Here is a 25,356-nt window from a genome sequence, read left to right on the forward strand (position 1 = left end):
TTCCTTTCACATCACGGACAGGTTGGTACGGACAAATCGCAGGGCCATGGTGGCGCCGTCGTCTCCCACCAGCAGATCGGCCTCGACAGGCTGATCGGCCAACTCGGGGCTCACGGGCAAGCCGTATTCCGCCATCACGGCACGGGGCAGGCTGACCCGCACCATGCGGGCATGGGCGGCCGCCTGGATCCGCCTGGGGTCGCCCACCGGGAAGAAGGCCGTGGTCAGCTCTGCCTCGGCCAATGCCGGTGAGGCGGTATCGGAGAGCGGCATCTGGCCACGCTCCATCAAGACGGGGCGCATCCATAGCGTGGCGACCAACGCAGCAGCCATGGCGCCGCCGGCCGAGAGCCAGGTCCACCGGATCGACGCCAGCGACTGGCGCAGTCGGGCCATACGGGTCGGGGTGTGCCGGGTGCGGAAAGCGGCCAGCAGCGCGTCATCCAGCGTGCTTGGGGCATGCGTGCCTTGCAGGCTTTGTCGCAAGGGACGCCATGCGGCGTCGAGATCGTCGTCGACAGGCTGGGTCATGATGTGGTCTCCATGCGGATGCCATGCATTTCGGCCAGCAGGCAGGTCAGCTGGGTGCGTGCGCGACTGAGCCGCGAACGCACCGTACCTACCGGACAACCGATGATGGCCGCTGCGTCGACATAGGGAATCTCCTGCAGATCACACAGCACCAAGGCTTCGCGGAAAGCAAAAGGCAGGCGCTGGATTGCATCGCGCAGGCTGTCTAGGGTTTCGCTGGCGAGCAGACGGGCCAGTGGCTGGTGTTGGTCGGCATCGGCGCGTTCCGCGCCCTCCTCGTCCGGCTGGTCTGCGGCCATACCGGCCAGGCCCCGGCGTACATGGTTGCGGGCCACACCGATCAGGAAGGCCACCAGGGGACCGCGTTGCGGGTCGTAACGCTCGGGTTGGCGCATCAGGAGCAGAAAGGCTTCCTGGGTGGCATCGGCTGCCGTGCCATTGCCCTGCGTCAGCATCAGTGCATAGCGATAAACCGGGTCTCGATAGCGGCGGTATATCTGCGTGAACGCGGCCTCATCGCCATCACGCAGGCGGCGCCAGAGTTCGGCATCGGAGGTCGGCAGAGAGGACATGGGAACCTGTACGGAAGCAAGCGGGGGCACACACCCTGCGGGGGTTCGGGCTGACCGCTGAACCAGCGGATCCGGGCACCGATCCACACCGCATCATCCGTATTCGCCCTAGCGGGCAAGAAAGTTCCCGATATTGCCGCAAAGATCAGGCGTTGGCGCCAGATGCCACAGCAGGGGCGCCGTCACCCGTGCCTTCCAGCATCTTGCGCATGCGTTCAGCCAGCATCGGATCGGGCGGTGCCATCAGCACCAGACAATGCTCGGCCTGGGTGCGGAAGACGTCTTCCTTGTAGGCGAGATACGCCTTCGCAGCGGCATTGACGGCTGCCGCAAGCAGACGGTTGTTGCGCGTGCGCTCGCCCTCCCGGATCAGCTCGTCGGCCGCAGCACGGAAGTTGTTGGCCACCACCAGCTGGGCAGCGCGGTTGGTAATCTGGGCGACTTGCTCGCCGGCTCTGACCACGACTTCGGCGAGTTTGGCCCGGTCGGCAATCGGGCGTAGCAACAATTCTTCGGCCGCACGGCCGGTATCGAAGCGCTCCGCGATGGGCTTGATCCATTCGATCATATTGGCGGCAATGTCTTCCGCGTAGAGCCGGTTCAGCACCGTGAAGTAATCCAGCGCCAGGTCGAAATCGAATTCGGGTGCCGCCGCATGGCTGCCCACCTCGCGCATCATGTCGATGGCGGCCAGCGGCTCGCGCCGGGCAATGGCCTCCGCCGCCGCGGCGAGCAGGGTGTACCACTCGCCACGATGCGCCCGGTCGGGTTTGTCATCGCGGCGTGGCTTGCTGCTGAGCTGTTTGACCAAGCTGCTCGCCTCGCCCATCTGCCCCTGATCGATCTGCCCCATGATGAGCTGGAAGATAGTGCGGTCATCCAGATCCACCGCCTTGCCATTCACACGCAAAGCCTTGAGCAGATAACTATTGGCCTTATCCATGTCGCCGATGCTGTGGGCCATTTGCCCGGCCGACTGCAGGCGCTTGAGGTTATTGGGCGTGATCTTGATGGCCTGCTCGATGATGCCCAGAGCATCCGCGTAGCGTTCTTCGCTGCGGTACAGGTCGACAAGCTGGTTGTAGACGGGCAGGTAGCGCGAATGCTGATTGATGATGTCGAGCATCGCGGCTTCGGCCGTCTCGTGATCGCCCTGCTTGATCGCCACACGGGCCAGCCCCAGCTTGGCCCAGGCGGGGTTGCGGGCCTCGAGGATGCGCTTGTACATGCTGGCGGATTCTTCCAGCCTGCCCAAACGCATGAAGATATTGGCCGCCAGTTTGACGATATCACCCAGGTACGGGGTCTTGGTCTGCATCATCTGCTGTGCGGACTTGAGTGCCGCGTTGTACTGCTTGGCGTTGAGCGCCTCGTAGATTTCCATCAGCGCCTGCCGCCGGTTGAACGCCCGCTCGATCCGCGCGCTCAGCTCGCCAGCCTGAATGGGCTTGAGCATGTAATCGTCCGGGGTCTCCTCGGCCACATTCACCACATTGGCGTAGGCCGCTTCCCCGGTCACCATGAAGAACAGGGTCGAGAGCGGCAGGATTTTGCGCTCCCGGCACTCTTCCAGCAGATCCTGGCCGGTATCGTCGGTTTCAAAATGAAACTCACATAACACCAGATCGTACTTGGACTCCTGCAAACGGCGCCGCGCTTCGGAAACCGACGTAGCCGTATCGATGCGGCCAAAATCCATGCCTTGCAACACGCCACGCAAAGACAGGCGTACCGACGAGGATGGATCAGCAATCAGGGCCGAGGGTTGGCGTTGTGACATGGATTTTCCGGGTGATGAAGCAATTCACTCAGCTTAGGCAGCGTCTGGGCCTGCGCCAAGCGGGGATGGCACCCCGCCTGCCTGTTTCTTATCGGCGCACCCGCATCAGCCGAGTATCCAGCCCGTTCCCGAAGGAGAACTCCAGCATGCCCCCTGCCGGCAAATCGGTCAGCGGCAGGGCTGCCTGCCCCTGTTGCAGTCCCAGGGCCAATACCTGACGCGTGCGGCCAACGTGGGTCACCGAAAGACGCGGGTAGGCGCTGGCATCCCAATCAAGTAGCAACTGGCCATTGGCTTCCCGCCAGCTGACGCGCGGCGCACGGCTGATCGTGCCCACTACCCGTGCCGCGGGCCGGGCCGGCTGTGCCAGCAGCTTGCCATCCTGCAGCAGATCCAGTTTGACGATCTCGCCAGGGTGCGGAATGGCCAGATGGAATCCCGCCGAGCGGGCATCGGGCACCATGCTGGCTCGCACCACGTGGTCCCGGGTGCTGCCATCCTTGAGCGTAAGCCGGATCACATAAGCGCCCGTCCCGGCCAGTTTCGGCTGACCACGACGTGCATGAGGCGCCAGGAAACGAACCGTCCCCTGGCGCACATGACCGCTGATCACGAGCAGGTCGATGTCTTCCGGCACCCCCATGATCTGGGGATAGCGGTTGGACTCCAGCCAGCGCTGTGCATTGCGATAGTGGTAATCGGACAACCAGTTGCCATCGCAATAGCCCATCAGATCGGTCTCGCCGGCGGGATTGCTGATTTGCCCCGATGTGCTGTCGTACAGCGCTGCTGTGCTCAGCACCCCATTGCTGTAGGGATAAGCCGTATCGGCATCGGATGGCCCGCCGCAGGGCGCGTGACTGAGACTGAAATTGTGGCCAATCTCATGCAGCAGGGTGCCGCGCCAGTCGCCGTAGCGGGTATCCAGGCCAATGGCCGTGGTGGTCGAACTGTTGAGACTGTTGAGATAGCCCAGCCCCACGGTCTGCGCACCCGACAAGGTAGGCCGAGGGACAAAACCGTAGTAATGGCGCGTGGGGGCTTCGGCCTCACGCAGGGTATCCACCTCGCTGAGGATGTCGTTCCAATCTTCCGAGTTCACTGGCGGTGCGGTGACCGACGTCAGGGTGTGGGTTGCCCGCGTGGTGATCTCGGTGGCCGTTGTCGAGACTGGCATCACCCGCAGGATACTTGTCCGTACCGTATCCGCCGTGGGCATTTGTGCTGTGCTGCTGCCAGCCTGCAGCGGCACCAGTGTGAGCTTGAGGTTGGTGGCATTGCCCACTACGGGTGATGCCGACAGGCTGCCACCCGGAGCACTCAACTGTACGGTCACGTTGAGCCCGGAAACTACCTGCGCCCCGGTGAGGGTGGCGTTGAACGTTTGCGCCAGACTGTAGGGCTGCTGGCTGGAGGGCAGTGTGGAAGGACCGACCATGGGCAGGCTGGCAATAACGCTGGTGCCGTTACGCACCACCAGCGTCACGCCGGGAACGGTGCCGGGGCCTAGCACATAGGCACGCACCAGAGCCGGCTTGCCGGGTACGAGACGCTGATAGGTGTCATTGGCCTGCTGCGAGTAGGTCTGGGCAAAGTCGATACGACCTATCGTCGGCACCGGTTGCGTGGAAAAACTCCCCGCGGTGACAGTTGCCTGCGACGACGCCAGCAGCAGGACGGCACCACTGCTCACCCCCGCCGGCACGGTAAAACGCAACTCCGTGGCGGACCTGGCAGTGACCGTGGCCGCAATCCCGGCCACCGTGATGCTATCCACCTCGTCCAGACCCGTACCGCTCACCACCACCGTGGTGCCCACCGGGCCATTGTTCGGCGTCATCCCTGTCACGCTGATGGTTGGTGCCACACGGAAACTCAGCGTCAAGGTCAGGCTGACGCCTGGTGCCGTGAGCCGCAGGGCGCCTGTCGTGGCCCCCGTCGGGACCAGCACGGTGAGCTGTGTGGGTTGCCGTGTCACAGGCGTGGCCGCCGCGTTGCCAAAGAACACTTGCTCGACCTGATCCAGCCCTGTGCCTGTGAGCGTCACGGTACTGCCGACAATCCCCTCGGATGGCGAAGCCGTCGCGACCACGACAGGCTGCAGGACCGTGATACCCACCGTACTCTGGCGCTCCAGGCCGGCGGCATTCACCAGCACCGGAAAACCGCTGACTGCATTGCTGGGAATATCAACAACCAGCTGATCGGCGCTCTTGCTGACGATCAGCAAGGCCACCGTACCGATACGGACACTGCTGACCAGATTCAGGAAGCTGCCCTTGAAAGTGACGCGCCCGCCCGCCACCACGCTGGCGGGTTCAATGCTGGCCACTGCCGGCACCTCTACCGTCACGGTCTGGCTGGACTGCACGGCAACACCCGTACCTGACAGCTCCAGCACGCCACTGGTGGCCGTGTTGGGTACTACCAGCGTCAGACTGACATCGGACTGGACGGCAAACGTGGCATCCGCCCCGCCCAGACGCACGGCCGTGACGCGGGTAAAGCCCGTACCCGTTACCGTCAGCGTGGCACCGGGAGCGGCCGAGCCAGGCGTGACCGAACTGATCGTCAACGCGACCGGCGGTGGCGTACTACCCCCTCCGCCGGTACTGCCGCCACCCCCTCCGCCACCACAGCTGGTCAGCCAGAACAGGCAAACGAAAACGGCAAACAGGTTCAGCAGGCGGCGCATGGTCTCACTCCGGAAGCAGCCAACAGCCTGCCACGCAGGCCGTCGCTCGTTACATCAATGCAGGGACTCAGGCGCGAGCACCATCCCGTCCTCATCAGCATAGAGCCAATGGCCGGGAACGAAACGCACGCCGGCAAAATGTACAATCAGGCCCTCGCTCCCCTCACCCTTCTTGACGCTCTTCTTGGGGTGCGCCGCCAGGGCATAGATACCCACATCCTGCGCCTGCAGCTCCACGGTATCGCGCACACAGCCAAACACGACAATACCGGACCAGCCGTTCTGTACCGCCAGCTCACCCAGCTGCCCGCCCACCAGTGCACAGCGCAGGCTGCCGCCGCCATCGACGACCAGCACCCGGCCATGGCCCGGTGTTTCCAGCGTACTGCGGACCAGGCTGTTGTCTTCAAAGACCTTGAGGGTGGCGATCGGCCCGGCAAAGCGGGCGCGCCCGCCAAAATGGCGGAACAGCGGGTCGGCAACCTGTACCTTGTCGCCGTGGTCGTCGCTGAGATCCGTGGTCTGAAATGTCATGGCGGGCTCCTAGTCTGATGGCGTGAATCAATGGATGGATGCCAGCCTAACAAAACGGGGAGCACTTGGCTCCCCGTGGTTTGGCGCGACTGTGCAAGGCTGTCTGATCAGCGCAAACCGAGCACATCCTGCATGTCGTAGAGGCCGGCGGGCTGTGCCTGCAACCAGCGGGCAGCACGCACAGCACCTTGGGCAAAGGTCAGGCGCGAGCTGGCTTTGTGACCGATTTCCACGCGTTCGCCATCAGCCATGAACATGACAACATGATCACCCACGACATCGCCCCCGCGCACGGTGGCAAAACCGATCGTGGAGGGATCGCGCGCACCGGTATGGCCTTCCCGGCCGTACACGGCGCATTGGTCCAGATCGCGGCCCAGTGCGGCAGCCACAACTTCGCCCATGCGGAGCGCAGTCCCCGATGGGGCATCGACTTTGTGGCGGTGATGGGCCTCAACGATTTCAATGTCGTAGCCTTCGTTCAGAACGCGCGCCGCGGTATCCAGCAATTTGAGGGTGAGATTCACGCCCACGCTGAAGTTGGCAGCAAATACGATCCCCGTATGCTGGCCGGCGTCGGCCAATGCAGCCTTGCCAGCGGCGTCAAAGCCGGTGGTGCCGACGATGATCCGCTTGCCCAGTTCGCGGCAAATGGTCAGGTGCGCAAGGGTGCCTTCCGGGCGCGTGAAGTCGATCAGCACATCGGCCACCTGCATGGCCGCACGCACATCACTACTGATACGGATACCGGTGCTTACGCCTGCGGCCACACCGGCATCGGTACCGATACTGCTGGCGCCCTCACGATCCAGTGCCGCCACAAGGACACAATCCGGATTCGCCAGCACCGCCTCGACCAGCGCCCGGCCCATACGGCCTGAGGCACCAGCAATGGCAACGCGCAGCACGCTGCTCATCGTCCCAGTTCCTTCTCGCGCTGCTGCAGAGCCTTGGCGGCGGCGCGAGGATCTTCCGGTGCCTTTTCCGCCACAATGGCCTTGGCCGGCAAGGTTTCACCGCCCATGCTGATCAGGCGATCACCATCGAACTGCACGCTGTAGCGCTTGTTGTTGCGGATCTTGCCATCCTTGCTGTCGTAGTACTGATACTCCCAGCGATTGCCGTGGAAGGTATCCACCAGCATCGGCGTACCCAGCGCAAAGCGGACCTGGGCCCGGGTCATGCCGATCTTGAGCTTGGCCACCTGATCCGCCGTGAGCGGATTGCCTTGTGGCACGTCAAGCTTGTAAGGCGTGAGATAACTGCATGCCGGCAGGCAGGCGAGCAGAAGGGAAATCAGCAGAATGCGCATGGGAAACAGCTCTGGTGTAAACGCCGGGACGTGTGCGACAGGCCCGCGGCAGGGAAGTGCCGTATCATACCGACAAGTTCCACGAATACCCACCCGGACGCAAACATGAGCAAAGCCAGCGAACTCAAGGATGCCGGCCTCAAGGCCACCGGCCCCCGCCTGAAAATTCTCAGCCTGTTCGAGCAGAGCGCCCAGCGCCATCTCAGCGCTGAAGACGTCTACCGGCTTTTGCTGGAAGAGGAAGATGACGTGGGCCTCGCCACCGTCTACCGTGTCCTGACCCAGTTCGAGCAGGCCGGTCTTCTGGTGCGCCACCATTTCGAATCGGGCAAAGCCGTGTTCGAACTCAATCAAGGCGGCCACCACGATCACCTGGTCTGCGTGAAGTGTGGCCGCGTGGACGAGTTCTATGATGCCGAAATCGAAAAGCGCCAGGATGCCATCGCCGAACAGCATGGCTTCCTGATCCAGGATCATGCCATGTACCTCTATGGCGTCTGCGCTGACTGCCAGACCCGTCTGGCGGGCAAGCTCAAAGGCCGATGATCCCCTGGCTGGGCAGCGCACCGGTATTTCCGCCGGTGGAATCCGCGCTGGCGCAGCCCAACGGCTTGCTCGCGGCTGGAGGGGATCTCAGCCCGCAGCGCCTGCTGGCGGCCTACGCGCAGGGCATCTTTCCCTGGTATGCCGAGGGCGAACCCATCCTGTGGTGGAGTCCCGACCCGCGCATGGTGCTCTACCCGGCGCGGCTGCACATCCCGCGCTCACTGGCGAAGGTGTTGCGCAACCGCCATTACGAGATCCGTTTCGACACGGCCTTTGCTGCGGTCATGGAAGGTTGCGCAAGCAGCCCGCGCCCCGGACAGGACGGCACCTGGATCGTGCCCGAGGTCATCACAGCCTATTGCCGGCTTCATGAGGCTGGTTATGCCCATTCGGCCGAATGCTGGATGGACGGCGAACTGGTGGGCGGCCTCTACGGCGTGGCCCTGGGGAAGATGTTCTATGGTGAATCCATGTTCGCGCGCCGGTCCGACGCCTCCAAGCTCGCCTTTGTGCACCTGGTCCAATGGTTGCAGGCGCAGGGTTTTGGCCTGATCGATTGCCAGATGCGCACCGACCATCTGGACCGCTTTGGCGGTGAACAGATCAGCCGTGCCGTTTTTTTGGATAGCCTGCGCAGTCTCAGCCGCGAAACCGGCCAGACGGGACGCTGGCACTATCATTTCCTTAGCGCACCGCAAGGCCAGCCATCGTGAGCCACCCCGACGACAGCCGCCTGATCCGCCTGCAGTTCTACGCCACGGCGCCCTATCCCTGCAGCTATGTGGACGAGCGCATGGCGCGCTCGCAAGTCGCCATCCCCGCCGAGCTGATCGACACCCACATCTATAGCCAGCTGGTGCGTAATGGTTTCCGTCGTAGCGGCCAGTTCACCTACCGCCCCTGGTGCGACCAGTGCCGCGCCTGCGTGCCGGTGCGGCTACCTGTTAACGAGTTCAAACCTGACCGTACTCAGCGCCGCGCCGCCAAGCGCCATGCCAATCTGCAGTTCACCCTGTTGCCACTGGCTTATCACGATGAGCACTACGCGCTCTACCACCGCTACCAGCAGAGCCGCCATGCCGGTGGCGGCATGGACGAAGACAATCAGGAACAGTACGAAAACTTCATCCTGAAAAGCCAGGTCGACAGCCTGCTGGTCGAGTTCCGGCTCGATGGCGCACTCAAGATGGTCAGCCTCATCGACCGCCTCGATGACGGCCTCTCCTCGGTCTACACATTTTTCGACCCCAGCGACGACACCGCCAGCTACGGCACCTACAGCATCCTCTGGCAGATCGAGCAGGCGCAGGCCATGGGCCTGCCCCATGTGTATCTGGGTTATTGGATCGAAGAGTGCCGGAAGATGGCTTACAAGACGCGGTTCAAGCCCATTGAGGGGCTGGTGGATGGTGTGTGGGTGCGTCTGGGCGAGGACTGAGGCACGACCCGGTCGATGCCATCAGGCGTGGCCCACCCTGAAATGCGCCACATGCTGCTGTAGCGACCTGACCACCGCAATCAGCTGGTCAGTCCCTTGGTCGATGGCGCGCACTGCGCGGGCGGCGGTGTCGATCCGCTCGCCGATCTCGGCCACACCGACTGCCGTCTGCTCAACCGATGCCGCCTGGCCGCGCGTGGCGTCGGCAATCTCGGCAGCGAGGCGGCGCATGTCTTCGGTGCGTTCCACGATGGCGTCTTGTCCTGCCATCGCGCTGACCACATTGGCGGCGCCCTGGCTGACACCATCGCTGAGTTCCCGCATCGCCTGGGCCGCTGCTTGAGTGGCGCCGCTGATCCGGGCGGTCATGCGGCTGATGTCGGCGGTAGAGCTGCTGGTGCGCTCGGCGAGTTTGCGTACTTCGTCGGCCACCACGGCAAAACCGCGCCCCTGTTCGCCCGCGCGGGCCGCCTCGATCGCGGCGTTCAGCGCCAGCAGATTGGTCTGATCGGCGATTTCCTTGATGGTGATAGCAACCGTATTGATCTCGGTCGCTGCCGCACCCAGCGCTTCGATCATCGAGGAAGATTGTTCGGCAGACTCGGTGAGACCGGCCGTCGCAGCATGGGATTGGGCCATTGAAGCCTGGGCACTGCGGGCGGTATCGGCCGTGCTCTGGGCGCGATCTGCTGTCTGGCTGACGTTGCGGGTCACATCCTGCACGGCAACCGACAGCGCTTCGGCAGCGGCACCCATGCGTGCCGCGCGCTCGGCGGCCTCGTCCGTTTGCCGGCTGGTCTCCGACGCCTGGCGCTTGAGGTCGGCCGATACATTGTCTACGCCCGCCACAGTCTGCTGGATCAGCAAGATGGTCTTTTCCTGTTCCTCGATCATCCTGTTCACGGATCGGGCCGTGTCGCCGATTTCATTCTGGCCGAAGTCGGGCAGGCGCCGGGTCAGGTCGCCTGCCAGGCTCTGGAGGAAGTTGCGTATCCGCGCCAACGGCGTCGAGATGCTGGCGACGATCCACCAGATCGCCAAGGCCAGCAGCAGCGCGCCCACAATCACGACAATGATGGTCATGGCCTTGACGCGGGCAATCGTGCTGGCCTGTTCGGCGGCTATCCGCTGGGCATCGGCCTCGATCAGATCGCTGAACTGCTCCATGGCGCCCTCCAGTTGCTCGAAGCTGGCGCCAAACGCGGTGTAAGCCAGATCGGCATCCGCAGCGCGTTCAGCAAACTTGTCCAAAGATCGCCTGGCTTGCGCTGCATAAGCAGCCAGACCGGGTTTGAGGGCATCGAGCGCCTGACGCTGGTTGTCGGGCAGTGGTAGCTTGTCATTCTCGCCGATCAGCGCTTCAAACGTCGCAATATGCTCGGCAAGGTCCTCGCGCACGGCGCGGGCTTCATCGGGCGATGAGCTTGGCTGGGCGGCGAGGCGGTACATATTGAGCACGTCCGAGCGGATCGCGTCGTGCATCATGTCGGCTTCAGTCTGGTTGCGCAGGGCCGTCACCACCTGCGATGAGCGCTCGATCGCCGCCACCAGATCACGGCTGCCGAACAGACCAACCAGCCCCACCACCAGCACAATCGCCATGGCCCCGGTACCCAGTAACAACAGCCGGGCCTTGATCGTGATATTTTCCATCTCGCATTTCCTTGCCATACCCGGTAACAGCACACCGGGTCCTACCCAGACGAAAAGATTGTCTTCCGGCGTATCACACCGACACCCGGCGTGTTTTTTATAGCTGCTAACCCTTGGCTTTGGTATGCCGACCCCGTTTTCTCCCGCCGATATCCGTCATCTCCACCTCGCCTTGGCTGACGCCGCTTCGGGTCAACCTCTGCAGTGGTGGCATCTGGAACTGGCCGCCTCGCTACCGGCTGCCCTGCCCGGCTGGCGTGCTCGCACCATGGTCTGGCTGCTCGGGTTCATGGGCGTCAACCGACTGGCGCCGGTGCTCGCAGCACTTGGCATGCCGGGCATGCGTCCGTATCGCCTTAGCGGACTGCCCGCCAGTCGTGAGCTGGCACTGCATGCCGCACTGACGGCCCTGGTGGTATTGGGTGTACTGGTCGGGCTCGATACGCTCAATGCCACCCGGCAGCTGATGTTGATCTTGCTGGGTGTGCTGGGCGGCTTGCTGGTGGCGGGCTGGCGCTGGCAAACCGCATCCGGCCGGCGGCAACAGACACTGCTAGTACAGGCCAGCATCACCGAGGCGCTGGTCAGCAGTGAAAATGCGCTGGGCCTGTCTGCACTGATGGTGGCAGCGGGTGACCGTATGGATCAGGCCCGCGCCCAGTGCCTGGGTATGCTGGCGGACCCGGATCAAGTCAGCGAGGCGCAACTCGCCCGCTTGGGTTTGCAGTCTCCTGCCTTGATATGGGTCAGGCTCTACGCCATCGAGGCGGGAATGGTCTGGCTGGGCGGCATCGCCCTCGTTGCCTGGCCTTGTTGGCTGACTCCTGCCCCCTGGCAAATGGTGCCTGCGGCATTGGGCTTGTTGCTATTGCACTTTGTGCTGGACGGTGAATCGCAGCGCTGGTGGCGTGCCGGCATGCGTAATGTACTGATCGCCTTGAGCTGTCTGGGCCTGAGCTGGCTGCTCCACTGGCTTTGATGTTTTTTCGATCAATTTAATAATAATTCGCATTAGCGTTATCATGACTGATATTTATCTGAACCAAGGTCAGTCCGCTTATGTCCCTGCGCTTTCCGCTGCTTGTTGCTGCCCTGCTCGCCGCCTCTGCCTTTAGCCGCGCCGACACCGTAACCCCCAACGCTGTTGCCGACCATTATGCGGTACTGGTGCACGCCAGCTATGAAGATGCTGCCACGAGCGCGCGCCAGATGCAGGCGGCCATCAATACCTTCCTGACGGCACCGGACAATGCATCGCTGCAGGCCGCACGTCAGGCCTGGCGCGATGCACGCGAGTGGTACGGCCAGACGGAGGCTTTCCGCTTCTCTGGCGGGCCGATTGATGACGAACATGGTCCTGAGGGCCGCATCAACAGCTGGCCGATGGATGAGGCCTATGTGGACTACGTCAAGGGTCGCGCCAAGGCCGGCATCATCAATAACCCCAAGATCAAGCTCAGCCGGGAAACGCTGGAAAAGCTGAACCAGAAGCACGGCGAGGAAAACGTCAGTACCGGCTGGCACGCCATCGAATTCCTGCTTTGGGGTCAGGATCTGGACCCCAATGGCCCTGGCCAGCGGGCGTTTACCGACTTTGTGGATGGCAAGGCGCCCCACGCAGATCGCCGCCGCACCTATCTCAAGCTGGTTACCGACTTGCTGGTCGACGATCTCGACAGCGTTGCCAAGGCTTGGGCCCCGGGTGCAGCCAATTACCGCGCTGCCTTCACCCAGGATGCAGATGCCATCCGCAAGATACTGACCGGGGCAGGCACCCTGTCGCGCGGGGAGCTGGCCGGTGAGCGTATCGAGGTCGCGCTCTCGACCAAGGCGCAAGAGGACGAGCACAGCTGCTTTTCGGACAATACCCATCGCGATATCGTCGCCAATGCTCAGGGAATTCAGAACGTCTGGGAGGGCAAGTTAACGCGGCGTGATGGCAGCGTGATCAGCGGCCCGGCAATACGCGATCTGGTAGCCACCAAGGATGCCCGGCTGGCGGCAAGTACCAGCGCCGCCATGGCCCGGACCGTGGCGCTGGCCAATGCCATCCAGGCCCCGTTCGACCGTGAAATCATGGGTAAGGATACGGCCCCGGGCCGCAAGCGCCTGCGTGCCGTGATCGATGCTCTCAAAGTCCAGGCGAATGAATTGGTGCGCGCCGCCCGGCTGCTCGGTATCAAGCAGCTCAATACCAAGGTTTGATACCGCTCCGCACCTGCCCGGGCGTGCTCATTCCGGGCTCGCCCCTCTGCGGCTCTTCTCTTCTGCAGCTTTCCCCTGCTGATTTTGGTACACCATGAAGCGCTTCCTGCTGCCCACGCTGATTGCCTCGACTACCCTGGCCGCCGGCACGGTCCTGATACCGCCGTTCGACCCTGCCGAGCGTCTGCCCGGCGGCGAGACCACCGTGTTCGAAACCGGCAGGAATGCCTTCGCGCTGCCCGCAGCCAATCTGGACGACAGGCAACTACGCGACTTCACTGTCGGCAACGCTTTCTTCCGTGGCAACTGGGTGGAAGCACCGGCCTCCACCGCCGCGCGGGATGGGCTGGGCCCGCATTTCATCGCCCGCTCCTGCGGAGCCTGCCACGGTGAGGACGGCCGCGGTGCCCCGCCCGCCTTCGAAAACGGCCTGCAGGCCGAACAGCCGGTTGCGCTGCTGTTCCGTCTGTCGATCCCCGGCAACAGCCCGCGTGGCGGACCGCGTCCAGAACCCCGCTATGGCGAGCAGTTCAACAACAATGCCATCAGCGGCGTCCAACCTGAAGGCCAGGTCCGGATTCGTTACGAAGAGATCGACGGCTACTTTGCCGACGGCGAGCGCTACACCTTGCTCAAGCCGCACTACATGCTGAGCGATCTGGCCTATGGGCCGCTGCATCCGCAAACGATGATCTCGCCGCGTATCGCGCCACAGATGACCGGCTTGGGCTTGCTCGAAGCCATCCGCGAATCCGACATCCTCGCCAATGCGCGGGCTCAAGCCGCAGCAGGTGGCAGTGTGCGTGGCAAACCGAACCGGGTGTGGGATGCTTTCCAGCAACGCTTGGTGATCGGCCGCTTTGGCTGGAAAGCCAATACAGGCAGCATTGCGCACCAGACCGCCGCCGCCTTCAACGGCGATATCGGCATCACCTCTCCGCATTTTCCGAACGAGGACTGCAGGCCGACGCAAACAGACTGCCGTAAGGCGCCGCGCGGCGGCAAGCCGGAGATCGGCCACAGGCTGCTGGATCAGGTCATCCTCTACAGCCGCACCCAGGCGGTTCCGGCCATGCGCCAGCCAGATAACCCGCAGGTACGCCGTGGTCGCGAGCTATTTCATGCTGCGCAATGCGCCACCTGCCATACGCCACGCTATGTCACGGGCGAGTTCAAGGCCCTACCCCAGCTGGGCAAGCAAACCATCTATCCGTATACCGATCTGCTGCTGCACGATATGGGCGAGGGGCTGGCCGATAACCGGCCCGACCACCTCGCCCGTGGTCGCGACTGGAAAACGCCGCCGCTGTGGGGTCTGGGGCTAGTGCCGGTCGTGAACGGCCACACCCGCTATCTGCATGATGGGCGCGCACGCAATCTGCTCGAAGCCGTGCTGTGGCACGGTGGCGAAGCTGAACCGGCGAAGCAGCAGGTGCTCAAGCTATCGAAGCAGGACAGGGAGAACCTCGTGCAGTTTTTGCAGTCTTTGTGACACCACGCCGCCCTATCATGATGCATCAGGACACACGATGATGATTCGCCCCCTGCTTCCTGGCCTGCTGCTGGCAATCTTTGCCACGTTTGGCCAGGCCTCGCCCCTGGACCATGCTGCCGTGCTCGATAGCTGGCGCCAGCAGCAGACACCCCGGATTACCGCCCTGGCCGAACAAGGCCAGGATCTCCAACAGAAGCTCGATGCCCTGTGCCAACGCAAGAACGCCGCCAATCTGGATGCCGCACGGCAGGCCTGGCGCCAAGTGTGGCTGACCTGGCGGGCTGTCGAGGCCTTGCCACTAGGGCCGGTGATGAGCCGGCGCACCGCCTGGCAAATGGATGTCTGGCCCACCAGGACGCCCAAGGTGGAAGAGGCAGTTCGCCTCGTCAAACACGATGCTGCCATTGCCGATAGCGTGGGCGCCGCCTCACAGGGGCTGCCTGCGCTCGAGTACCTGCTGTGGGGGGATGATCGCCCCCACGCGCAGCTGGGTCGCCTGGTTTTCCGCCAGCGCTGTGAATACGCGATGGCACTGGGTCAGGATATCGCCGCGGAAACCGCTGGCCTCCGCGCCGAGTGGATGCAGCAGAACGCATCCACCAATACCCAGCCCGCGCCGCAGCAGTTCGAAGAAGCATTCAATCTTCTGGCGAACAGTCTGGACCAGCTGCGCGACAAGAAGCTGGCGCGCATAGGCAATCCCAAGATCAAGAACCCGGCACGGCAGGATGTGGATGGCTGGCGCAGCCGCTCCACCCGGCAGGGGCTGCAAGCCACCACGGATGCCCTGGAAGGGTTGATCTTCAACCCCGCCAACGGTCAGAGCCTGGCCAGCTGGCTGACGAACACCGGTCGCCCTATGACCGTGCAGCAACTGCGCCGCGAATTCGCCTTGGCGCGCACCCTGATCGCGCGCCTGCCCGACGATGCCAGCAGCTGGCTGATCAGTCATCGCAGCCATGCTCAGGCGCTGGCCGAGAGCTTTCGGCGGATCCAGAACCTGATCGAGATCGAGGTGGCCGATGCCGTGGGCGTGACCATCGGCTTCAAGGACAGCGATGGCGATTAGGCCGTGATGCAGCGGCGAAGTATCCTGCGTGCCGTTGCGGCCGGCAGCCTGCTGGTGGCCGCCCGTCCCCTGTGGGCGGTGCGCGGCCCGACGCCGGTCCTGCTCTCTGCCAGCTGGGCCGAAGATAGCCACTGGCAGGCCGGCGCCCTCGATGGCCAGCCGATTGCCCTGCCCGCCCGCGCCCACGTCGTCATCCCCGATCCACGTCGCCACGGCGAAGCCATCGTGGTGGCCCGCCGACCCGGCTATTTCCTGGCCCGTATTGACTGGCAAAGGGGGCGACGCAAGCAGCTGCTGGAGATCGACAACGATCGCAATCTGGTCGGCCATGCTGCTTTCAATGCCGATGGTCGCCTGCTGCTGACCGCCGAAACCGATGAACGTCGTGGTCAGGGCCGGCTGGTAGTGCGCGATGCAGTCACGCTCAGGCCACTGCGGGATTTCCCTAGCTACGGCATCGGCCCGCATGAAATGGTCTGGCTGGATGGGTACACGCTGGCCGTCGCCAATGGCGGCATCTTGACCCTGCCCGAAACGGGTCGTCTCAAACGGCACGATCAGCCCATGGACCCGAGTCTGGCCATTGTCGATATTCGCGATGGTCGCTTGCTGGCCGAATACCGCCTGCCCGACCCGCAACTCTCGATCCGCCATCTGGCGCGCTGTGCAGATGGCACCCTGGGCGCGGCACTCCAGTTCGAGGGCCAAGGCAGCGCACCCTTGCTGGCCTTGCTACGCGAGGGCCAGTTCCGCCTGCTGGATGGCGCCATCCACGGCTGGGATGCGCTCGGTGGCTATGCGGCGAGCGTGGCTGCCCGCGGCAACACCCTGCTGCTGAGCGCACCCCGTGGCCACAGGGTAGCGAGCTGGTCCAGCGACGGTACCCCCCAGGCAAGTACAGCCCTCCATAAGGCCCAGGGTCTGGCCGCCTTGCCCCAGGGCTGGCTGGTCAGCGGCGAGGCAGGCCAGCTCTGGCAACTGGCCGGCGATACACTGGCGGTACAGCAAAGCCGCACATACCGCGGCGTACACTGGGATAATCACCTGACTGTCGTCTAGCGACGCCCCCTCCTCGCCACGTCCGGACCCCCGCTTGTCACTCATCCAGACTTTTGCGCTGTATCTCGTTACCGCGCTGGCCGAAATCATCGGCTGTTATCTGCCCCTGCTCTGGCTGCAAGGCCGCGGCCCGGTCTGGCTGCTGGCGCCTGCGGCGCTGAGTCTGGGCCTGTTTGTCTGGCTGCTCAGCCTGCATCCGGCCGCCAGCGGGCGCGTATATGCCGCCTATGGTGGCGTGTACATCACCGTAGCCCTGCTGTGGTTATGGCGTGTGGATGGTTTGCGGCCCAGCAGCTGGGACCTCGCCGGTATCGGGCTCGCGCTGCTGGGCGCCGCACTCATCGTGCTGGGGCCCAGACATGGCTGAGACCTTGCCTCTGCTGTACCGCGACGAGCAAGTGGTTGCGGTGGACAAACCCAGCGGCCTGCTGGTGCACCGGACCGATCTGGATCGCCATGAAACCCGCTTTGCAGTGCAGATCCTCCGCGATCAGCTTGGCCAGCATGTCCATACGATCCACCGGATTGATCGCGGCACCTCGGGGGTGTTGTTGTTCGGTCTGGATGCCGACAGCGCGCGACAGGTGGCGGCACAGTTCGAGGCCGGGACCATCTCCAAGCGCTATCTGGCGATCGTGCGCGGCTGGCCGGCCGATGCCGGAGAGATCGATCATCCGCTGAGCCGTCAGTACGACACCTATGAGCGTGTGCCTGCCGAACTGGCAGGACCACAAGCCGCGGTCTCCCGCTATCGCACGCTGGCGCGGGTGGCCTTGCCGGTTCAGGTAGAGCGCTACCCGCAGAGCCGCTACGCTCTGGTAGAACTGGAGCCGCTTACCGGCCGGCGCCACCAGCTCCGCCGCCACCTTAAGCACATTGCCCATCCCATCATCGGGGACGCGACCCATGGCAAGGGGGTGCATAACCGCTTCTTTGCCACACAGTACGGCGCCGCCCGGCTGCTGCTGGCGTGCACCTCGCTCGCGTTTGATCACCCGGTCAGCGGCGAGCGCATCACCATACGTGCCCCGCTGGCACCGGAATTCGCCGCCGTTTGCACGGCGCTGGGCTGGCCCCTGCCCGAAAATTAGGCAACGTCCAAAAACCGGGGCGCTTCAAGGGTTTGGCGACTTTATCCACAGGGCATGCACAGGCTTGTCCCGCGCCGCTGTGGATGCTCAGGCATCACCCGCCATGGCGACCCGATCCGTTGCCGCGCTGGCCGCTGGCTGGCGGCTACGGACAAACGCATCAAACTGAGCGGCCGGCAAGGCGGGTGACCAGTAAAAGCCCTGGCCGTGATGGCAGCCCAGTTCAAGGATCCGCGCCAGCGTATCGGCATCCTCCACGCCTTCAGCCACGGTATCGAGTTTGAGACTGCCCGCCATCTGGATGATGGCACGGACGATGGCTTCGTCCTGGGTGTCTTCAGTCAGGCGGCGGATGAAACTCTGGTCGATCTTGAGGCGCTCTACCTCGAAGCGCTTGAGATAACTGAGGTTGGAGTAGCCGGTGCCAAAATCATCTATCGAGAAACTGACACCCACGGCCCGCAAGCGGCCCAGCAAGGCAGAAAGGTGCTCCGAATCCTCGATCAGCAACGATTCGGTCAGTTCCAGCTCCAGCCGGTTCGCCGGCAAACCGCTGGCTTGCAGCGCGTTGAGCACCAGACGTTCCACATTGTCGCGACGGAACTGGACCGGCGAGAGATTCACCGAGATGGTCAAATCGCCCAAGCCATCCCGCTGCCAGCACATGGTCTGGCGACATGCCTCTTCCAGCACCCAAGCACCGATCTCGATGATCAGCCCGCTTTTCTCGGCCACCGGGATGAAGCGGGCGGGGGGAATCAGCCCCAGTTCGGGATGCTGCCAGCGAATCAAGGCCTCGGCTCCGCTGACCGTGCCCGCAGCGAGATCGAACTGGGGCTGGTAGTGCAGCTGGAACTCGCCTCGCTGCAAGGCCTGGCGCATCCCCGAGACCAGGTGCAGGTGCTCGATCACGCTCTCATTCATGGCCGCGTCAAAGAAGCGGAACGCATTGCGTCCGGCATCCTTGGCGCGGTACATGGCCATATCCGCCTTCTTCATCAGGGTGTCGAAATCCTGGCCATCCTCAGGAAACAGGGCGACGCCGATGGACGTGGTAACGCTGACCTCCAGACCATCAAGCTGCAACGGCCGGGCCAGTTGATCGAGCAGCTTGCAAGCAATGGCACTGGCGGCATCGGAATCGCGGGCCTCGCCCACCACGATAAGGAACTCGTCTCCGCCCAGCCGGCACACCACATCCGCCCCGCGCACGGCCGCCACTAGTCGCTGCGACACCTCGCGCAGCAGGTCGTCGCCCGCCAGATGACCCAGCGAATCATTCACAGATTTGAAGTTGTCCAGATCCAGATACAACATCGCCACATGGTGGTCATCGCGGCGAGACTGCGCGACAAGTTGATCAAAGCGGCTACGCGCAAGTACCCGATTGGGCAGCCCGGTGAGCGCGTCATGGCTGGCCAGGTATTCGATATGGGTTTGCGATTCCACCACGCGGGCATTCTCTTGCTGCAGCTGCGCCAGCGCGCGGCGCAGATCACCCGCGAGCAGCCACGCCGTGGCGCCGGTTACCGCCAGAATCAGGCTGATGTCGATGAAGGTGCCCACCCGCACGGGGCGGGGTGCATTGAGGTGCCAGCCCTGGATATTGGCTGTCACGACCACGGCAACGGCCACGATCATGGTCGCCAGCAAACCCAGAAACAGGCGCCGGTTGCCCAGCAGGCTGGCAAACACGAGGATGGCTGGATAGGCCAGCAGAGCAGGGTCGCGCACGCCTTGGGCGATCCAGATCAGGGTGGTGATCATCACGGTCAGCGTCATCAGCATGACCGTGGTGGCGCGCACATGGCGCCCCTGCCCCATGTCCCACAGGGCCCACAGCAACAGGGCGAGACCAACCCCCAAAGCGATCACACTGGGCCAGTTGCTCACCAGCAGGTTGTGCAGACAGCTGGCCACCATGCCGCCCAGCGACAGCAAGAGGACCTGTCTGATCCGCTTTTGCTGCAACTGCGCGAGGGTGAGGGTGCTGCGGCTGTCGTCTGCCACGATGACTCGGCTCGGGTAGGCAAGGACGGGACCGGGATGGATCAACCGTCTAGCTGCATGCTATACCATCGACCCGCTGTCTGCCCTCAACGCCACTTTGTGCTGTGCAGCTGTTGCGCAAGTGCCGTGATGGAACCGCGCTCACCATATCGGGTGGCCAGATAGGCGGCTAGCGCCGCTGCGACCTCCGCCGCCCTGTCCGGGTAGGCGGCTTGCAGTCTCCGGCTGAAATCGGCCGGACCTTCGGCGGGCTGCGGGATCAATCCGTCGCGGGCAAAGCGGGCACAGTAGGCATCCCACAGCCGTCTCGCCGGGTCCACGCGCGGCGGGCGCATGCGCCACAGCAGCCATCCGGCCACCAGCGCCACCAGCAGGCCCAGCCCACCCACGAACCAGGCTACAAAGGTGCCCGAGGCCAGACTGTCTATCCCCAGCTTGCGCAAAAGCTCGCGCTGCCGGTCCGGCGTGTAGCCCACCACCCACAGGTTCCAGGTATTGACAGCACTATCGAGCAGGAGCCGTGCGCGCTTGATCAGGTTGTTATCGAGGCGCAGCAGATAGGGCAGTTCATCAGCCGATACCGCCGAGGCCAGACCCTCCTGGATCCGTGCCGGGGCAACTTCAAAGGTTGGATCAACCCGGCGCCATCCCTCGCCTTCCAACCAGACCTCGGTCCAGGCATGGGCATCGGCCTGGCGCACGATCAGATAGCCGCCATTGTCTTCGCCACCCTGATACCCCCCCACCACCCGCGCCGGCACGCCCGCAACCCGGAGCATGAACACGAAGGCGCCGGCAAAGTGCTCACAGAAACCCTGCTTGCCATCGAACACAAAGCGATCAATCGCGTTCTGGCCATACAAGGGCGGTTGCAAGGTGTACTGCAGGCGCTGCGCGCCAAAGAAGCGCAGCGCCGCATTGACTCGTTCTGCCGGAGGCAGCGGGCGCCAGCTTTGTGCCACCGCAGTAGCGCGAGGGTTGATGCCGGCAGGCAGGAGCAAGGCTCGCTCCAGCAGTGCCGGCGACTCCTCCAGGCCGATCCGGAAGCGGGTGGTGGCGCTGATCTCCACCCGGCGTCGTTTATCCAGATTGCGTGGGCTCACCAGCTGGTAGTGGCTGCTGAAGCGAGACCCCGTCGGCGTCATCGTCGGCATGTCCAGCGCCAGCAGCCAGGGACGCTGATGCGGCTCCAGCATGACCGAATAACGGACTTCGCTACCCGGCTCCACCTTGGGCAGCGGGGCGTTGCCGGGCATCGGCGCCTGTGTCCAGGTCAGTCCGTCGTAGTCCTCGAAAACCGGGCCACGCCAATACAGCTGGGACTGATCGGGCCGACCACCCTCAAAGCTGACCCGGAACGCCACTTCGTCATCGCGAGACATATCCGAAAAGCTGCCCGGCGACATGCTGTCCGCCAGACCCGCACGCGTCTGGCCGCGATCCTGCGGGAGCCGCCAGAGCGGGCCATCCAGCCGAGGGAAAAACACGAACAGCAGGGCCATCACAGGCAGGGCTTGCAGGAACAGCACCCCGGAAAAGCGCAGCTGTCCCAGCGCTGTCTGCCAGCGGCCTGTCCAGCCCCCCAGGCTGTGCCAGCCCATCAACAGCGTGGTGATCAGCAAGACCATGAGGCCGAGATAGATCGCCATGGTCATGGTCTGATCGAACAGGAAGTTCGTCAGCACCAGGAAGTAGCCCAGATAGATCAGGATCAGGGCGTCCCGGCGGGCCCGAGTTTCGAGCAACTTGGCCCCGACCAGCGCCGCCAGCAGGGCTACCCCACCGGTACGGCCCAGCAGGGTCCGATACTCGATGAACACGCCGATCATGAGCGCAAAGGTGATCGGGAGCAGCAGCCATTTTGGCGGCATGCGCCCCTGGATGCGGGTGAGCCAGCCACGCCAGACAAACAGCAATCCCAGCGTAGCGACCAGCCAGAGCGGCAAGCGTGGCAAATGGGGTGCCAGCAGACCTGCCAGTACCGCCAGCAAGGCAAATTGCTGATCGCGATCGAGACGTTCGATACTCATGAAGCCGCCCCGCGGTTTCCGCTCCCGGGTTCACCAAACAGGGCCAGGGCAGCCAGACAGGCATCGCGATGATCCGGGCCTTGCGCAGGCGGCAGGGTGCGGCCTGGCAGGCGCAAGCCGTAGAGCTGGCCCTCGGCCTCGGCCTGCAGGACCCAGGCAGACAGCCGTGACAAGGCAGCCTCCGTCGACAGGCGCCGATCCAGCTGATCCCAATCGAGCCACAGCGAGGGCGCTGCCGTGCCATGAAATTCCTTGGCCATCAGACTGTCGTCACGCGCAGCGGCCTTCCAGGCAATGTGACGTGGCGAGTCGCCACGCTGGAACGGACGCAAGCCGGCGAAATCATCCTGGCCTCGCCGGGTGGCCTCGCCCTCCCCTTCCCCCAGATCGGCCTGCGGCAAGGCGGGTGGATCGGGTTCGGGACGGGGGTAGACCAGGGTGCGCTGATCGAAATAGGCATAGGACCACGCGCGGAAAATGCCTAGTGGCCAATCGGTTTCGATACGCAGACGCGGGGCCTGCAACCAGCCACGCACGGTTGCTGGCAGGCCAAGCCAGATACGGGCGCCATCCCCCGCCGCCACATCCGTGGCTTCGGCCATCTCGCCGTAGCGTAAGCGCAGGTTCTGACGCAGCAAGGCATTGTCGTTCTGCAGCACGATCTCGAAACGGGCCGTCTCCCCCGCAAAGCAAGGCTGGGTGCGGCCCGCCAGCAGGGTCAGGCCCAGCAGATTGCGGAAAGTGTGGAACAACGAGACCAGCGCCATCGCCGCCAGCAGGAAGACCAGCAGATAGGCCAGCGCAAGGTCGTAGTTGATGGCGCCACCCAGCAAGGCCAGCAGCATGACGCAGAACACCGCCCCGCCCCTGCTCAGGAAAATGTAGACACGGTGCTGGCTCAGGCGCTGGCTGCCGCCGCGCGGGTGGCGGCGCTGCAACCATTGGTTCCAGTACTGACGCAGTGGGGCAAGCAAGGACATCATGGCAAGAAAGGCAACCCCTTACAGGACCTGGGCGTCAGGCGGAGAATCGGTACTCAGCCAGGCCCGCAGCTGCGCAAAAACCATGGGCGACCGCAGCAATGTCATGTGGCCGATGCCAGTCAGCCGGACCGAGGCAACATCGCCGGCCAGCCCCGGCTCGGTGGCACTGTCCAGCGTGACTAGGCCATCGCCGACAAGCCGATAAACGGGGTGCTCAGGGGTGTGGCTGAGGCTGGCGCCCACAAAACGGTAAGCCAGGCCGGGCACAGGCGGCGCGCTGCCACCGGTATCGCGCAGGCCATGGCGCAAATGGCGGATACCCTGGCTGCGAGCCGAAGCAATGCGGGCCAGGGGCGCGCTCACATCAAAGTACTGCATGACCCGGGTCAAACCCTGACCCAGTCGCTCCAGACCGGCCCCGGCATGCGGCGAACCGAGGCAGATCACCATGCGGGTGAGCGCGAGCCAAGGGGACTGATGGGCAGCGGCATGCTCGCAGGCGCGGCGAGCAATCAGGCCACCCATGCTGTGACCGATCAGCACCACCTCATCCGGTGGCTGCGGACAGGCCGCGAGCAGGGCATCGAGTTGCGCAGCGAGCTGCTGGCCATTCTCGTTCAGCCCCAACCCGCTGTTGTAGCGCAGATAGAACGGCGCATAGCCCAATTCCACCTGCAGTCGCTGGCCGAAGTTCACGCTGTCGGCCGTATCGTCTCCCGCCATCCAGCAGTGTTCGTCGCAACACAGGCCGTGGATGAATACACACAGCTTGTCGCCCCCATTCGACAGCAAGGGCGCCAGCCCGGCCGGGCTCAGGGGGATCTTTTCTCCACCATGGTAGAACCCCATCTCGATAGCCAAGCCGTTGCCACTACGTGCCAGATAGTCGCCAAACACGCCGTTGAGCACGCTGTCGATGGTGCGGGCATGGTGCTCGGGCAAGGCGCGTCGGGCGAGCGGGTCCAATGCCGTCAGGGCCAGACCGCCGCCATGATGGATGGCCGCATACACACCATCGGCAATCGCATCGTGGGCCCGCTTGACCAGCCGCGCCGGCAGGCTGAGCAAGGGCACGCGCCGCAAGGTGTTGAACGACTTGTCGGCAATCGTGTGGTGCATGGCCTGCACCTGCCGCGTCGTCTGCTGCAAGCCCGCTTTCAGGGCAGCACCGTAGCCTTCGCGGTAGGGTTTGCGCCGGGATACCAGCTTGGTGGATTGCACGAGGGTGTCCTTGCTGCCGGGTATCGGCGGGGGCTCAGGGAATGGCGACTTCACCAAGCAGACGATTGACCAGCTCGGGTTGTGGCCGGTTGCTGGCGCGCGCCAGCAAGCGGTGGGTCGCCACGGAAGCAAACACGGCCTGCACATCCTCCGGAATCACCATCTCTCGCCCGGCCAGCATGGCCCAGGCGCGGGCCGCCGACAGCAAGCCCAAGGCGGCGCGCGGTGACAGGCCGCTGTGGAAGGCATCGGCCTCGCGCGTGGCGCGGCACAGGGCCTGTACGTAATCGACCAGGGCCGGCGCCACATGCACGCGGCGTGCTGCCTGCTGCAGGCTGGCCAGCGTGGCAGGGTCCACCACAGGGCGTGCATCGCGCAGCATGTCGCGGCGATCCTCGCCCAGCAGCATGGCACGCTCGGCAGCGGCATCGGGGTAGCCCAGGGTGATGCGCATCAGGAATCGGTCCAGCTGCGACTCAGGCAGCGGGAAGGTGCCGATCTGGTGGGCCGGGTTCTGCGTGGCAATCACGAAGAATGGCTCAGGCAGGCGGCGGGTCTCGCCATCCAGGGTCACCTGCCCCTCTTCCATGGCTTCCAGCAGCGCAGATTGGGTCTTGGGCGTGGCACGGTTGATTTCGTCGGCGAGCACTACCTGACTGAACAGCGGGCCGGCATGGAAATGGAAGCGATGCTCGTCGCGGTCGTAGATCGACACCCCGATCAGGTCGGCGGGCAGCATATCGCTGGTGAATTGCACCCGCTGGAAGGCCAGGCCCAGTGTCGCGGCGAGCGCATGTGCCAGGGTGGTCTTGCCCACGCCGGGCAGATCTTCGATCAGCAGGTGGCCACGTGCCAGCAGACAGGCCAGGGCCAGGCGGGTTTCGTGCGGCTTGCCGAGGATGAAGGTATCAAGCTGGGCAAGTGCGGCATGCAACGGAGCGAGGGAGGAAGCGTCGGCCATGGTCTCGGTCGGTCAGGAAGAATCGGTTGGAGCGGGGCTGCGAAAAATGGTTTAACACCAACAAGCCCGGTGTTTGCTGTGCTCACTATTGGTTTATACCACCCGCCACCTTAAACTGCGCCAAGGCTGTACAGCGGCTGCACATGGCACACCGCAAGGTGCCAGGCAGCC

23 protein-coding genes are annotated in these 25,356 nt (G+C 64.0%); 10 read left to right on the forward strand and 13 right to left on the reverse strand.

Features of this window, described 5'->3' with window-relative positions; all coding sequences use genetic code 11:
• Window positions 1–6 precede the first annotated feature (6 nt).
• The 7 genes from O9X62_RS01730 to O9X62_RS01760 form a co-directional block, all read right to left on the reverse strand.
• Window positions 7–531, reverse strand: a complete 525-nt coding sequence (locus O9X62_RS01730) for a hypothetical protein (protein WP_269531051.1) — start codon at window positions 529–531, stop codon at window positions 7–9.
• Window positions 528–1,103, reverse strand: a complete 576-nt coding sequence (locus O9X62_RS01735; protein WP_269531052.1) for an RNA polymerase sigma factor — start codon at window positions 1,101–1,103, stop codon at window positions 528–530. The genes O9X62_RS01730 and O9X62_RS01735 overlap by 4 nt, the downstream gene beginning before the upstream one ends.
• A 145-nt stretch (window positions 1,104–1,248) precedes the next feature.
• Window positions 1,249–2,883 carry a response regulator gene (locus tag O9X62_RS01740; RefSeq protein ID WP_269531053.1) on the reverse strand — a complete coding sequence of 545 codons (1,635 nt, stop codon included), beginning with the start codon at window positions 2,881–2,883 and terminating at the stop codon, window positions 1,249–1,251.
• A gap of 88 nt (window positions 2,884–2,971) precedes the next feature.
• Window positions 2,972–5,578 (reverse strand): IPT/TIG domain-containing protein, encoded by a 2,607-nt coding sequence (locus O9X62_RS01745; protein WP_269531054.1) that lies wholly within the window; start codon window positions 5,576–5,578, stop codon window positions 2,972–2,974.
• Between the two features lie 54 nt (window positions 5,579–5,632).
• Window positions 5,633–6,112: a ribonuclease E activity regulator RraA gene (gene rraA, locus O9X62_RS01750; RefSeq protein WP_269531055.1), complete on the reverse strand. Its 480-nt coding sequence runs from the start codon at window positions 6,110–6,112 to the stop codon at window positions 5,633–5,635.
• A 107-nt stretch (window positions 6,113–6,219) separates the two neighbouring features.
• Window positions 6,220–7,029, reverse strand: coding sequence for a 4-hydroxy-tetrahydrodipicolinate reductase (gene dapB, locus O9X62_RS01755; protein WP_269531056.1), 810 nt, complete (start codon window positions 7,027–7,029; stop codon window positions 6,220–6,222).
• On the reverse strand, window positions 7,026–7,424 hold the full coding sequence (locus tag O9X62_RS01760; RefSeq protein WP_269531057.1) for an outer membrane protein assembly factor BamE: 399 nt from the start codon (window positions 7,422–7,424) through the stop codon (window positions 7,026–7,028). The genes dapB and O9X62_RS01760 overlap by 4 nt, the downstream gene beginning before the upstream one ends.
• Window positions 7,425–7,529: 105 nt before the next feature.
• Between O9X62_RS01760 and fur the strand changes: the two genes are divergently transcribed.
• Genes fur through O9X62_RS01775 form a run of 3 tightly spaced genes read left to right on the forward strand, consistent with a single transcriptional unit; the run spans window position 7,530 to window position 9,408 of the window.
• Window positions 7,530–7,970, forward strand: coding sequence for a ferric iron uptake transcriptional regulator (gene fur / locus O9X62_RS01765; protein ID WP_269531058.1), 441 nt, complete (start codon window positions 7,530–7,532; stop codon window positions 7,968–7,970).
• Complete coding sequence (aat, locus tag O9X62_RS01770) at window positions 7,967–8,683, forward strand: leucyl/phenylalanyl-tRNA--protein transferase (protein WP_269531059.1); 717 nt, start codon at window positions 7,967–7,969, stop codon at window positions 8,681–8,683. Before fur ends, aat begins: the two co-directional genes overlap by 4 nt.
• Window positions 8,680–9,408: an arginyltransferase gene (locus O9X62_RS01775; RefSeq protein ID WP_308446405.1), complete on the forward strand. Its 729-nt coding sequence runs from the start codon at window positions 8,680–8,682 to the stop codon at window positions 9,406–9,408. The genes aat and O9X62_RS01775 overlap by 4 nt, the downstream gene beginning before the upstream one ends.
• Before the next feature lie 21 nt (window positions 9,409–9,429).
• Here the strand turns inward: O9X62_RS01775 and O9X62_RS01780 are convergent, their stop codons facing one another.
• The gene (locus tag O9X62_RS01780; protein ID WP_269531060.1) at window positions 9,430–11,061 is read right to left on the reverse strand and encodes a methyl-accepting chemotaxis protein; all 1,632 of its coding nucleotides are present in this window, start codon (window positions 11,059–11,061) and stop codon (window positions 9,430–9,432) included.
• A 124-nt stretch (window positions 11,062–11,185) separates the two neighbouring features.
• Between O9X62_RS01780 and O9X62_RS01785 the strand changes: the two genes are divergently transcribed.
• The 7 genes from O9X62_RS01785 (at window position 11,186) to O9X62_RS01815 (ending at window position 17,980) form a co-directional block, all read left to right on the forward strand.
• Window positions 11,186–12,040, forward strand: a complete 855-nt coding sequence (locus O9X62_RS01785; protein WP_269531061.1) for a hypothetical protein — start codon at window positions 11,186–11,188, stop codon at window positions 12,038–12,040.
• 80 nt (window positions 12,041–12,120) lie between these two features.
• Complete coding sequence (locus tag O9X62_RS01790; RefSeq protein WP_269531062.1) at window positions 12,121–13,266, forward strand: imelysin family protein; 1,146 nt, start codon at window positions 12,121–12,123, stop codon at window positions 13,264–13,266.
• 94 nt (window positions 13,267–13,360) lie between these two features.
• The gene (locus O9X62_RS01795) at window positions 13,361–14,758 is read left to right on the forward strand and encodes a di-heme oxidoredictase family protein (RefSeq protein ID WP_269531063.1); all 1,398 of its coding nucleotides are present in this window, start codon (window positions 13,361–13,363) and stop codon (window positions 14,756–14,758) included.
• A gap of 37 nt (window positions 14,759–14,795) precedes the next feature.
• A complete protein-coding gene (locus tag O9X62_RS01800) occupies window positions 14,796–15,830 on the forward strand; it encodes an imelysin family protein (RefSeq protein ID WP_269531064.1) in 1,035 nt (344 codons plus the stop codon).
• A gap of 6 nt (window positions 15,831–15,836) precedes the next feature.
• Entirely contained in the window at window positions 15,837–16,889 is a 1,053-nt protein-coding gene (locus O9X62_RS01805) for a DUF1513 domain-containing protein (protein WP_269531065.1), read from the forward strand.
• Between the two features lie 34 nt (window positions 16,890–16,923).
• Window positions 16,924–17,256 carry a YnfA family protein gene (locus O9X62_RS01810; RefSeq protein WP_269531066.1) on the forward strand — a complete coding sequence of 111 codons (333 nt, stop codon included), beginning with the start codon at window positions 16,924–16,926 and terminating at the stop codon, window positions 17,254–17,256.
• Window positions 17,249–17,980, forward strand: a complete 732-nt coding sequence (locus O9X62_RS01815) for a pseudouridine synthase (RefSeq protein WP_269531067.1) — start codon at window positions 17,249–17,251, stop codon at window positions 17,978–17,980. The genes O9X62_RS01810 and O9X62_RS01815 overlap by 8 nt, the downstream gene beginning before the upstream one ends.
• Before the next feature lie 87 nt (window positions 17,981–18,067).
• Here O9X62_RS01815 and O9X62_RS01820 read toward each other — a convergent pair whose 3' ends face one another.
• The 5 genes from O9X62_RS01820 to O9X62_RS01840 all read right to left on the reverse strand — a co-directional run bounded on the left by O9X62_RS01820 (window position 18,068) and on the right by O9X62_RS01840 (window position 25,185).
• Entirely contained in the window at window positions 18,068–19,990 is a 1,923-nt protein-coding gene (locus O9X62_RS01820) for a bifunctional diguanylate cyclase/phosphodiesterase (RefSeq protein ID WP_269531068.1), read from the reverse strand.
• Between the two features lie 86 nt (window positions 19,991–20,076).
• Window positions 20,077–22,020 carry a DUF3488 and transglutaminase-like domain-containing protein gene (locus tag O9X62_RS01825; protein WP_269531069.1) on the reverse strand — a complete coding sequence of 648 codons (1,944 nt, stop codon included), beginning with the start codon at window positions 22,018–22,020 and terminating at the stop codon, window positions 20,077–20,079.
• Window positions 22,017–23,003, reverse strand: a complete 987-nt coding sequence (locus O9X62_RS01830) for a DUF58 domain-containing protein (RefSeq protein WP_269531070.1) — start codon at window positions 23,001–23,003, stop codon at window positions 22,017–22,019. Before O9X62_RS01830 ends, O9X62_RS01825 begins: the two co-directional genes overlap by 4 nt.
• 18 nt (window positions 23,004–23,021) lie before the next feature.
• The gene (locus tag O9X62_RS01835) at window positions 23,022–24,224 is read right to left on the reverse strand and encodes a triacylglycerol lipase (protein WP_269531071.1); all 1,203 of its coding nucleotides are present in this window, start codon (window positions 24,222–24,224) and stop codon (window positions 23,022–23,024) included.
• A gap of 34 nt (window positions 24,225–24,258) precedes the next feature.
• The gene (locus tag O9X62_RS01840; protein WP_269531072.1) at window positions 24,259–25,185 is read right to left on the reverse strand and encodes a MoxR family ATPase; all 927 of its coding nucleotides are present in this window, start codon (window positions 25,183–25,185) and stop codon (window positions 24,259–24,261) included.
• Window positions 25,186–25,356: the final 171 nt, after the last annotated feature.

Origin of the sequence: Chitinimonas sp. BJYL2 (assembly GCF_027257935.1) — a bacterium.
GTDB lineage: Bacteria > Pseudomonadota > Gammaproteobacteria > Burkholderiales > Chitinimonadaceae > Chitinimonas.